This window comes from Lysinibacillus sp. K60 (genome assembly GCF_019731275.1).
Classification (GTDB): Bacteria; Bacillota; Bacilli; order Bacillales_A; family Planococcaceae; genus Lysinibacillus; species Lysinibacillus capsici.
Genome location: NZ_JAASJR010000002.1, coordinates 333,485 through 345,490, shown reverse-complemented (window position 1 = coordinate 345,490; position 12,006 = coordinate 333,485). Strand labels below are relative to the sequence as shown.

General features: G+C 37.7%; 8 protein-coding genes and 1 riboswitch. Of the genes, 2 read left to right on the top strand and 6 right to left on the bottom strand.

What is annotated here, in order from left to right:
- Positions 1-64: 64 nt before the first annotated feature.
- Entirely contained in the window at positions 65-895 is an 831-nt protein-coding gene (locus HCH28_RS05475) for a lipoate--protein ligase family protein (protein ID WP_009370193.1), read from the bottom strand.
- 210 nt (positions 896-1,105) lie between these two features.
- Here HCH28_RS05475 and HCH28_RS05470 point away from each other — a divergent pair, with 210 nt between their 5' ends.
- A complete protein-coding gene (locus HCH28_RS05470; protein WP_004231073.1) occupies positions 1,106-1,492 on the top strand; it encodes a rhodanese-like domain-containing protein in 387 nt (128 codons plus the stop codon).
- A 588-nt stretch (positions 1,493-2,080) separates the two neighbouring features.
- A riboswitch (glycine riboswitch) is annotated at positions 2,081-2,157 on the top strand.
- Between the two features lie 165 nt (positions 2,158-2,322).
- Entirely contained in the window at positions 2,323-3,660 is a 1,338-nt protein-coding gene (locus tag HCH28_RS05465; RefSeq protein WP_221680147.1) for an amino acid permease, read from the top strand.
- A gap of 33 nt (positions 3,661-3,693) precedes the next feature.
- Here HCH28_RS05465 and HCH28_RS05460 read toward each other — a convergent pair whose 3' ends face one another.
- From HCH28_RS05460 to HCH28_RS05440, 5 genes are all read right to left on the bottom strand, one after another.
- Positions 3,694-4,659 carry a glutaminase gene (locus HCH28_RS05460; protein ID WP_009370192.1) on the bottom strand — a complete coding sequence of 322 codons (966 nt, stop codon included), beginning with the start codon at positions 4,657-4,659 and terminating at the stop codon, positions 3,694-3,696.
- A gap of 69 nt (positions 4,660-4,728) precedes the next feature.
- The gene (locus HCH28_RS05455) at positions 4,729-6,144 is read right to left on the bottom strand and encodes a M20 family metallopeptidase (protein WP_221680146.1); all 1,416 of its coding nucleotides are present in this window, start codon (positions 6,142-6,144) and stop codon (positions 4,729-4,731) included.
- Between the two features lie 19 nt (positions 6,145-6,163).
- A complete protein-coding gene (locus HCH28_RS05450; protein ID WP_221680145.1) occupies positions 6,164-7,384 on the bottom strand; it encodes an MFS transporter in 1,221 nt (406 codons plus the stop codon).
- 304 nt (positions 7,385-7,688) lie between these two features.
- Complete coding sequence (locus tag HCH28_RS05445) at positions 7,689-8,990, bottom strand: hypothetical protein (RefSeq protein ID WP_221680144.1); 1,302 nt, start codon at positions 8,988-8,990, stop codon at positions 7,689-7,691.
- Between the two features lie 153 nt (positions 8,991-9,143).
- Positions 9,144-11,993 carry a hypothetical protein gene (locus HCH28_RS05440; RefSeq protein ID WP_221680143.1) on the bottom strand — a complete coding sequence of 950 codons (2,850 nt, stop codon included), beginning with the start codon at positions 11,991-11,993 and terminating at the stop codon, positions 9,144-9,146.
- Positions 11,994-12,006: the final 13 nt, after the last annotated feature.

The following is a 12,006-nucleotide window of genomic DNA, read 5'->3' as shown; positions in this document are numbered from 1 at the left end:
AGATTCAGAACTACTTGTTATGACTAGGATTGAACGTTAAAAAATATTTTTTTCATACCATTTTTTACTTTTTAAAGTTCCACTCATCTGAAGCATATTTTTTTTCTTCTAAAGCTCGGACATATTCTAATTGCTCCTCAGAAAGTGTAAATGGTTTTAATTCAATTTGCAACGATTTTGCAAAGCCATCTCTAAATGCTGTCACACATTGCTCAACTGTCACTGGCTCTTTTACAAGACTGTTGATGGCAACAGCCTTTTCTGGTAGCTTTCTACGCATACGATTTTTCGCTTCTTCACTGGAGAAATTAAATACGGATAATAATTTCTCTTGATCTAAATCTAATAAAATGGCGCCATGCTGTAAAATGACACCCTTTTGACGTGTTTGAGCACTTCCAGCTATTTTTTTCCCTTCTACGACAAGTTCATACCAACTTGGTGCGTCAAAGCAAACAGCACTTTTTGGACTCTTCAGGTCCGCTCTTTTCTCCTCTGTATCAGGTACACTAAAATAGGCATCCATACCCAGGTTATGGAAACCTTGCAAGATTCCCTCACTTAACACACGATATGCCTCTGTTACAGATTCTGGCATATTCGGATAGCTTTCTGTCACAATGACACTATAAGTTAGCTCATGTTCATGTAGGACAGCTCGTCCACCGGTTGGACGACGTACAAAACCTAAGCCTTGTTCACGCACAGCATCTAAATTAATATCTCTCTTTGCTTGTTGAAAATACCCAATAGATAATGTCGCAGGCTCCCACTCGTAGAAACGAATTACTGGTGGAATTAACCCCTCACTATGCCAATCAAGTAATGCTTCATCTAGTGCCATATTAAAAGAAGGACTACATTTCCCTGAATTTAAAAAATACCAAGTTGTCATATGTTCATCTCCTACAAATATAATGATCCATCAGGCCCCACCTGTGGGTCAACTTGAACGAATATTATGCTACAATTCAAATTGCGAACAATTGCTTGTGTAACGAAAAAGGCGAATTCGCTACAACCTAGTTAATTTTATCAAACTCATTGGACTATCGCTAGCGCATCTTTTATAATAATAGAGAAGATAGAAAGGGGTAAGAAAATCTTGGACATACTTATCACAATCGGTGTCGTTTTAGTAGTCACAATTGCATATATCGGAATTAATGCACTACGACTCAAAAAAGCCGTAACCAACCTAACACAAGAGCAATTTATTGAAGGCTATCGTAAAGCGCAGCTGATCGATGTTCGTGAGCAAAAAGAATTTGATGCTGGTCACATTCTTGGTGCACGAAATGTTCCTTCGACAACACTTCGTCAACGTTATAAAGAAATCCGCCCAGATTTACCAGTATATCTATACTGTCAAAATACAGGCCGTAGCTCACGTGCTGCACTATTTCTTAAAAAACGTGGGTACAACCAAATTTACCAACTTCAAGGTGGTTTCAAAACTTGGACAGGTAAAATAAAAGCAAAAAAATATTAATGCTCTCATCAAAAAAAGTCGTCTCAAAGTACTATGAGACGACTTCTTTTTTAAAAAATTCAGAGTTTCTACTATATTATATCTATTTCGAATGATGCTGTACGAGCTTCTTGTATACGAAGTCCTTGATCATGCATTAAAATAAAAAAAGTAATGCTACAAAACGCAATATAGTCCCCTTTTTGATACCAAGTCTTCTTTAAACGAGTTTTCACTACTTGAGTCGGGTCCTCATAAAAATGAGCGCTTTAATACTCTTTTGGAACGGCTTTCACTTCCGTCTGAGCGCTTTGACACCTTTTTGGAGCGAGTTTCTCATATGTTTGAACGCTTCGATAGCTATAACCGAGCAAGCTTCCAATAATCCACCTCATATTTAAAAACCCTTCACGAAACACTTTGTATAACCAAAAATACTATTTTTCGTTAGAGATATGCCAGTTATGAACCCTATTCTTCTATTTTTCTGAAAATAGCTAAAATTTATTGTTGAATAATTTTAGAAGCACTGTTAGGATGTATAATATCTTACAATAATAATTGATTATAAAGTTAATAAGCTATGAATGCTATGGATCAAACTATAGCAGGAGCAGTTCTGGAGAGAGCGCACATTGCGTCGCCGAAGGGTTCACTATCTCAGGCAAAAGGACAGAGGAGTAATACAGCTTTTATAAGCGATGCTACATAAAATATTTAACCTATTTCATGTAGACATCTGCGAGTAAATGGTATTTGTTATTCTGACGTTTTTCCGAGACTAGTGTCACAACTAGTCTCTTTTTATTTTTCCAGCCATAGTTTTTTATGCATCTTTGAGGGGGATTAACGTGGAACAGCAACAATTAAAACGAGATTTAAAAAATCGCCATGTGCAGCTTATTGCCATTGGTGGAACAATTGGAACTGGTTTATTTTTAGGCTCTGGGAAAGCCATTGCCTTAGCAGGGCCTTCGATCATCCTAGCTTACTTAATTGTAGGGACAGCGCTATTTTTTGTGATGCGTGCCTTAGGTGAATTATTACTATCCAATGCAGGCTACACTTCATTTACGGATTTTGCATCCGAATACATAGGGCCTTGGGCAGGTTATGTAACAGGTTGGACATACTGGTTCTGTTGGATTATGACGGCGATGGCAGACATTATTGCGGTGGGGGTTTATACACAATATTGGTTTGATATCCCACAATGGGTGCCAGCCATTGGTTGCCTCGTATTGTTACTACTACTAAATCTATTAACTGTTAAGCTTTTTGGTGAGCTAGAATTTTGGTTCGCTATTATTAAAGTTATTACGATTGTAGCGCTTATTATTATTGGTCTTTTTATGTTAGTAACTGGCTTTCAAACTAGTTCAGGAACAGTATCAGTTGAAAATCTGTGGGCACATGGAGGCATGTTCCCAAATGGTATATACGGCTTTTTAATGGCCTTCCAAATGGTTGTCTTTGCATTTGTTGGGGTGGAATTAGTGGGGGTTTCAGCAGCTGAAACAGCAGATCCTCAAAAAAATATTCCTTCTGCCATTAATAAAATTCCATTTCGCATTTTACTTTTCTATGTAGGGGCATTATTTGTCATTTTATGCATTAACCCATGGTATGAGATGTCTGCTTCAAGCAGCCCCTTTGTCCAAGTCTTTACATTAGCAGGTATCCCGATTGCTGCTGGTATTATCAATTTTGTTGTGCTTACTTCAGCGGCTTCAGCAGGTAACAGTGGGTTATTCTCCACAAGTCGGATGCTCTATAATCTTGGTAACAATAAACAGGCATCTCCAGCATTCGCAAAACTCAACAGAAACAGTGTGCCAAGTAATGCACTCGTTATTTCCGCTATTGTTGTATCAATTGGTGCTCTGTTAAGTAAGTTGATGCCAGAGAACGCCTTTAGTGTTGTGACGACAATCAGTGCAATTTGTTTTATATGGGTGTGGAGCATTATCATCATTTCGCACATCATCTACAAACGAAAAAAACGTGATTTACATGAAGCTTCCATCTTCAAAGCACCACTGACACCTTTTATCAACTACGTTGTGCTTGCATTTTTTGCCTTTTTATTAATTGTGATGTTTATTTCTGAGGCTACGCGTACAGCACTGCTGTTAACACCAATTTGGTTTATCGCTTTATTTATTATTTATAAAATGAAAAAAAGATGACTTCAGACTAAGCGCTGAAATCATCTTTACTCATTAAAAAATCGTCATATCCCATTCTGTTGCTAGCTGTTTTAGCAACTTTACACCTGCCACACTGTTTCCTATTGGATCAATCGCTGGTCCGTAAATTCCAATACCACAGCCAGTAGGAAACGGCGAGTGCAGGCCTGCATGCCCTGGAACAGCCGCAAGAATCGCGCCTGATACACCACTTTTGGCAGGAAGGCCGATGAATGCCGCAAACTTCCCTGAGGCATTGTACATACCACATGTCACCATCAAAGCCTTTGCTAATTTTGCCACTTGTTTAGGGAATAGCTGTTTCTTTAACAGTGGGTGATAGCCATCATTGGCAATAACTAGGCCAATCATGGCTAAATCTGATACATTGACTTCAATTGCACATTGCTTCAAATAAACCTCAAGCGCCGCTTCTACTGGACAATCTAAGAATCCAGAATCCATTAAGTAGTAGGCTAATGCTCGATTACGATTAGCCGTTTGCCACTCTGACTGGAATACTTCTTCATTGATACTTAATTGCTTTCCAATGATTTGTTCTAAAAATTGTAGAATCTTAGTGACCTTCTCTTGTGGAGAATGACCAGCCAACATGGAGGATACCGTAATAGCTCCAGCATTAATCATCGGGTTAAAGGGTTTACCTGGCTGATGACTTTCTAAGCGAATAATTGAGTTAAAGGTATCTCCTGTTGGTTCAACATCTACTCTTTCTAAAACATATGGTAAGCCTCGATCCATACAGGCTAAAATAAAGGTAATGACCTTGGAAACGCTTTGAAGGGTAAATAGTTCTTCGGTATCTCCCGCTTTGATTTCATGGCCTTCAGTCCCAACAATCGCCACAGCTAATTGGTTGGGATCTTTTTGGGCTAAAGCAGGGATATAACTAGCGCATTGCCCTTCTTTGGCAGTAGCACGATACTGTGATACCCACTGTGCTAAAAGTTGATGCTGATGATTCGGTTGTGTTGACATGTTGCGTTCTCCTTTCAAAATGAGGCAAAAACAGAGCCTCCATAGTTCTCCTATGAAGACTCTATCCTGTTAGCGCTTAGGTGGCTGTGTTCCATCTGGAATTAAAGATTGATATGTTTCACCATCAAGACGTTCTTGCCATTCCTTTTTCGCTTTTTCAATATATAGAGGATTATCCAGCAACGCTAAGGCTGTACAAGCCATAATTTTAGCAGCCTGTAGCATTCCTTTATGCGCTATTGGGGTAACTCCTTGAGACACTACCTGCCATGTATGTAATGGTGTCCCTAATGCCATGCATACAGTTGTACACTGCACGGTTGGTACGTTCCAGCTAACATCTCCAACATCTGTAGAGCCACCCATAATAAATTCAGGTAGCATGCCTGGAACATGATTAGCAATCACTTTTCCTTGTAATAGCTTGGCATCTTCTTTACGCAAGCCCACTAATGAAGCTGCTTGTACTTCTGGTGTAAACGTATTGAAAATAGCCTGCGCATACTGTTCATCCTCTATTGTATAGTCTGGCATACCGATTTCAAGTATTTGTTGATACATCACATCATAAAGTGTTTTATTTGTAATAAGATTCGAAGCAGCACCTTCAAACTCAATGTCCACTGACGTCCCTGTCATCATTGTGGCACCCTTTGCAATGTTCTCAACGCGCTGATAAATTTCCTGCACTTGCTGCTTTTTAGGTGCCCTAACTAGATACGTTACCTCTGCATACGGTTGAACTACATTTGGCGAAGTCCCGCCTGAATTAGTAATGGCATAATGCACACGAGCTTCTGGAATGATGTGTTCTCGTAAGTAGTTTACCCCAACATTCATAAGCTCAACAGCATCTAAAGCACTTCGTCCAAGATGTGGTGCAGCTGCGGCATGAGCACTTTTGCCCGTAAACTTAAACGTTGCTGCATAGTTTGCTAGAGAACTACATGTCATCACAGTCGAAAACGTACCTGGATGCCAAGAGATCGCGATATCAACATCATCAAAAAGGCCAGCCTTTGCCATATAAGCTTTACCAGATCCATTCTCCTCTGCAGGACAACCGTAAAAGCGGATTGTTGCTGACTGATGATTTTGCTCTAAATAATCTTTTACAGCAACAGCAGCTGCGAATGCGCCAGTACCTAATAAGTTATGACCACAGCCATGTCCGCTTCCACCATCCACAAGAGGCTCATGTTGTGTTGCCCCACCTTTTTGACTCAAGCCTGGAAGCGCATCATATTCACCTAAAAAGGCAATAACTGGCTTGCCAGAACCATAAGTTCCAACAAGCGCTGTTTCAAGACCAGCAACACCGACTTTTGTTTTAAAACCCTCTTTTTCTAGTGCCTGTTTCATATATTCCATCGATTTCTTTTCTTGAAAATGAAGCTCGGGCACAGCCCAAATCGCATCGCTTAATGCTACTGTAGCTTGCTGTTTTGCTTCAATTAACGTTGAAATTTTTTCATGATAACTCATATTTGTCCCTCCAATTTCATTATGCTTTTAACAATGTTCCTTTTTGGTCGTTTAGTGTGACAAGCGACACAATACAGATAAGTGCAAAGCCAATTAACATCCAAAAGGCTGCATCAAAGGAGCCATTAAAGGCATCAACCATAAATCCAATTGCCATTGGTGTAACAAATCCTGCTAATTGTCCACCTGTATTGGCAATCCCCATTGCAGAACCTGTGATAGAAGAAGGTAATTTCTTGAGTACAATAACAGGTAGTAATGTAATGACAAACGCAATAAATATCGACACGACTGTTTGGTAACCAATAAATAACGTCACTGTTTTGGCAGTAAACATTAAATACAATAAAAGACCAATGACTGCGCAGGAGATGGAGCCTAACACTTTCTCCATACCTTTTGGTAACTTATCAATGATATAGCCACTACCATATACACCAATTATCGTTGTAATGGCAGGTATTGTTTGTGCCCAACCAATAGACATTAAATCCAAGCCTCGATTTTTTTGAAGATATGTTGGAATCCAAGAAACTAATCCCCAGTTCACTGCATAAATACAAAAATAAGCAATGATTAAATTCCACATTAGGGGTGTTTTCAATAATTCTTTAAAATTCACTTTGTTCGTAGTATTTTCTGTTCCAGCTATAGCTGCCTCATCTTGTGGGAGTTTAATGTATTTCCAATATAAAAAGGCAATTATTGCTCCAATTGCCCCAATAATGATAAACATCATGCGCCAGCCAATTGTTCCTAATAAATAAGCAGCTAGTAAAGGGACGATGAGTGAAACAATGCCACCAGAAGTAAGCATAATGGACATCGCTCTACCTCTTTCCTCTTTTGGAAAAATCGTAGCAATAATTTTAGAGCTTGATGGCTGAAAACCACCCTCACCAATGCCAAATAAAAAACGAATCACAATCATCGCTGTTAAGGACCACGCAATAGCTGTTAGACCCGTAAAAATAGACCACATAATAACAGCCATCAATAAAACTCGTTTTGCGCCAAATTTATCGGCCAGCCAGCCACCCGGTATTTGCATAATGGCATAGCCTAAAAAGAAAGCGCTTAAAATAATACCCGTAGAAGATGCATCCAGTTGCAAATCCCCTGTAATCGAAACCACTGCATAGTTCATAATATAGCGATCTAAATTCCCTAAAGACCAGCCTAAAAATAAAAGTGCAAGGATGACATTTCTAGATTTCTTCGTTATTTCATTTGTTGTCATTTATATCCCTCCCATATATAGAAATCCTCTCTTTATTGCCACGACTACTCTTGAATATGCTTGCCCCCTTGTCCGTAAATCCCCTTTTATATACCGACATTTTCGTTATATATTCGTATAATAATCAAAGTTCAATAAAAAGACAAGATTTTTTTGAAAATTTCTAATAGATAATCGTCTTCGTAAATCCATATTATTTACCTAAATAACCGCTGAATTTAGTGATTTATCAGTATTTGAGGCTGCAAAAAGCATAAAAAAATGTCCCACACCATTTATTGGTTTGGAACATTTCTGTAATTTTTCAGACAAGTTGATACATTTTAATAGGTCTGCCTCGAGTATGCTGCAATTCTTCCCCACAAATTCTCGCCAAATCTACATTACATAAATCTGCTACGATTCGTTGGGCATTTCTCTCGCTCATTTGCAGTTGTGTCGCTAAATCCTTTGTCGTAAAATGCTTCCAATGCATTTTTTGTACAAGTGCATGGATTTTCATATAGGTTTTAATACTAATATTCCCTTTTTTTAGTTTTTCTAAAATATAAGGGTCTTCTGCTCGGTAGGAATATGATAGCTCTTCTACATTCCCTACTGATTCAATAATGGTGCCATCATCCTGTATCATCACGATGTCAATAGCCTCATTTTTCTTCGTCTGTCTTAGTCCTCGGTGAGCATGTAACTCAGCATTGAACACTGTTTGAGCAAAGCCAATGCCTGCTGTCACCTTTGTCTCCATTTCAATCGACAACTGATACATTTTTTCCTGTAAGAATCGTATTTGCCCTTCAATCGCACCCCTTGTACTAAAGATCGTATATTTGCCATTCCCCTCTTCAATAAGAGAACCATCAATCTGTTCACAGAGCTGTAGTAGATTTTCCTTCGTACGCAATTCTAAATATTGAATACGATAGCCTTGCTTCATGCGCTCTTTTAATGAATCGAAGTCCTTAATTTCAAGCATGACTGCACCAATTTGTGTCTCTTTGTAATAGGACGTTTTGATCTTCTCTGTAAAAAGTTGAACTGTATGATAAATTTCTGTTTTTGTCGGGGAAACCCAATAAGATGGAACTCCTCGTTCCTTTAGCTCTTCATCTACAGAGGGATAACAAGTAATCGCAAAATCAATTTTGCCCGCCTGCCAAAGACTATAGTGGAAATCAAATAGCTCTTGTGGATCAATAGCGACATCAAATTCCTTTAGATACATATGATGGACATTATGCTGAATCTCTGCAAGACTTTCTGAAGCCATTTGAGAAGGCGAAGGAATAATATCGATACTAACATTTTCTATAAACTTTTTTTGCTGATAGGATTGCTCTAAAAAACCCCGATAAATAGCCGCTTCGGAAAAAATAATATGGGTCAATTTATCTTTGGATACATTCGTTTGACTGGCAAGCTTATAAGGGATGTAACCTGAAAACAACCAGAAATCGACAGCCTGATTGTGTGTCTCCACAAGATGCTTTGTTTCCGTCGCCACTTCATATATATACGGAATAAATTCCATATCCTGTTCGATTTCTCGTGCTAAGGCAATAATTCTTTCAACGGATTGAATGGGACCAACAACACCTATTTTATACATCTTTTGTTCCTACCTTCTTTGTGAAACTACAATCTTTATGTAAAAAATTTCTTCCCTTGTTGTACATAGTATAGCGGACAATCAAATTACTAGACAAATCTTATGTATAAAGAAAAGCCTCGAAAACTGTTCGAGGCCATCTGAAAGTAACAATTATTGCTCCGTTGGATACATGTTTGTATAGAGTAACTCTAATCTTTTAGAGAGCTTTCCATAGGCTGTTTGCCACGCTTTACGTGCAGCATCATTACTGCTCCCTGCTGGTTCGTATATAGCATGCACCTCTTCAACCTTCTTCAAATCACCCTCTGCTTGTGTGAGCTTCGAATAATTTTTAACAACCTTCTTATCAGCATCACTCAGAGCATCATAGGCTTTACGGATTTCACTTACTTTCTCCTGTAAACCATTGATATATTCACTTTTTACAAGAAGTGAATTGATGGATTCAATTAATGACAATGCATTTTCATTCGTTTGCTGTTGTCCTTTTTGCTTATCAATAATCAATTGTCTAGTTCCTGCATCAATCAGGCTCACTTGTTTAGATGTAAGCTTTTCATATGCCTTGATCACAGTGCTTGGATTTGAAGCAAAGGATTTCTCATAGGTCTTCATAAAGCTTTCCACTTTTTTCACGTCTGCAAGCGCAGTTTTTAAGATATCATAGTTCGTAATCAGTTTTTTCTCACTTGAACTAAGGCTACTATATTGTGTAGAAAGATTTTTAATACGTTCAATCGTTACGACATAGAGATTATTGGAAACAATTGTGGCAATATCATTATTTAGCTGTGTAATTTTCGATGCATTTTCATCTATATTTTGATTTTTTAATAAAGCTTCATATTGTTCTTTTGCTAAATGCTGCTGATTCGCAGGTAATTTCGCATAAGCTTTTTGCACTGTTTCAATTTTTTTAGCCTTTTTCGCAGCATCTGTTTCTTCTCTAGCAGTCTGTATTTTTTTATAGAAGGATTTTACACCTGTAATATCCTTATTTGCTGCTGTTAATAAATAATAATTTGTCACGTATTTCCTTGCAGCAGAAGACAATTTTTTATAGGATTCAGAAGCTGTATTAACAGCGGTTTCTAATTGATTGAATGAATATTTCGTAACATCCGCAAATTTGGCAATATCCGTCTTTAACGCCTCTGCTGCTGCTTTATCAGTAGGCACTTTACCATTGCCATCAACTGAAATCTTTGGCGTGTTTAGTAAAAATTCTTCAGCATTATATACAAGTGATTGCTGTAAATTTGTAAGATTATTATAAGCTTTTAAAGTACTTGTATAGCTTGAATTAAGTTTACTTTCCGTTACACCAGTTGTTGCAGATAACTTTTGATAGGCATCCATATCTTTAATTACTTTTTCAGCTGCTTTTAAATCTTTCTGTAAGCCAACAAGACTATCGTAGCCAATAATTTGTGCTGCCGAGGCTTTCGTTAAGCTCTTATACTCCTTGATCATTTGATTAACATTATTGACATGACTTTGCCATGAACCAGCAGACGGATTGAACGGATAAACATCATCGCTAATATAGCTATCTATAATATTATTTAAATTTATAATTTGGCTTTCTTCTGCACGTTCTGCTGTAGTCAAACGCTGGACATACACATCTGGCACTAATTTTAATTGTTTATATGTTAATTTTTCATAGGCTGTACGGATTGATTTAGCAGTCGTCACTTGTTTATTAGGCGTACTATTTGTAGCTAATTTATCAAATGATTTAATGAATTGCTCGACCTTTTTAATATCCGATTTAGCCTCAGACAAAATTGCTTGGTTTTGGACAGCAGCTCGGTAGCTTTGTGATAATTTCTCAATATCTGCTTCGATTGTCTTCACGCTTGCTTGTAAGGAATCAACATCAGAAGCTACATACTTCACAAGTGAATTCTCATAAGATAATAAATTAATAATAGCTTGATTGAGTTTTCTCACTTCTTTTATCTCTTCAAGATCATTTGGCTCGTTTAATAGATTTTTAATGCCCGTATATAGGGTCTCATCTACATCTAAGCTACGCTGTAACAGATCTAGCTTATTATAAGCATCTTCTAGTTCCTTTATTTCTTTTTCATTACTAGTCTCTATTTTGCTCCATTTTTCATTTAACTTAGTTATTAATTCAACATCAGTAAGTGCTCGCTTTAAGACATCATAATTAGACACATTACCTTTAGCTGCTGCTGATAAGGATTGATAGTTTTTTTCTAGTTCCGTAACTTTAGCACCAAATTCTGCTAAGCTTGATACATTGTATTTATTATCATTGACCAGTAAAGCTTTAATCTCTTTCGTTAAAGTATCAGTGGGTTGTTTAGAGACAGTGATGGTATCAGATAGTTTAGATTCCGCAAAGGAAAGACCCACGTTTGCTTTGACAGTGACAGCAATATTTTTAATATCCTTTTCAATGGCATCCTTCGGAATCGTATATGTACTACCTGAAGCACCCTCTATGATAGTAAAGGAGTTATCACCTAATTTATAAAACCATTGATAACTATATGTAATTTGATCACTTTGCAATTTTGCACCATTCTTATCAGTTACAGTAATACCAGCTACTTTCACTGTTTCTCCAGGTGCTACAAAACCAGCGGATTGACCTTCTAACGTCGGAATGGTGATATCGAGCTCTAATGGCTGAATAGTGCGCGGTGCACTTTTAAATTTTTTACCGTCTGTCGTAGTTGCTTCCACAAAAATGCTTTTTCCAGCTGCTTCAACAGGCACTTTTAAGGAAATAGATGTTGCTCCAGAAATGGGCTTATTTGTTGAACCCTCTTCCCCAGTAATTTCCTCTAGATAATACCATTGATAGGCATTGACGATACTATCATTTGGTAATTTTTCTACTTTTAATGTTGCGTTGACAATATTATCTCCAGTGACTGAAACTGTTTCAGCTGCACCTGCTACAGTTGGAACAATAAGTGCTACAGGAATTGCTGCTGCTGTTAAAAATAATTTTTTATTCAAATCTATTGACCTC

Excerpts from the sequence above, each read along its gene's own strand:
- HCH28_RS05460 (WP_009370192.1), bottom strand. The coding sequence starts at position 4,659 with ATGTCAACACAACCGAATCATCAGCATCAACTTTTAGCACAGTGGGTA.
- HCH28_RS05445 (WP_221680144.1), bottom strand. The coding sequence starts at position 8,990 with ATGTATAAAATAGGTGTTGTTGGTCCCATTCAATCCGTTGAAAGAATT.
- HCH28_RS05455 (WP_221680146.1), bottom strand. The coding sequence starts at position 6,144 with ATGAGTTATCATGAAAAAATTTCAACGTTAATTGAAGCAAAACAGCAA.
- HCH28_RS05475 (WP_009370193.1), bottom strand. The coding sequence starts at position 895 with ATGACAACTTGGTATTTTTTAAATTCAGGGAAATGTAGTCCTTCTTTT.
- HCH28_RS05450 (WP_221680145.1), bottom strand. The coding sequence starts at position 7,384 with ATGACAACAAATGAAATAACGAAGAAATCTAGAAATGTCATCCTTGCA.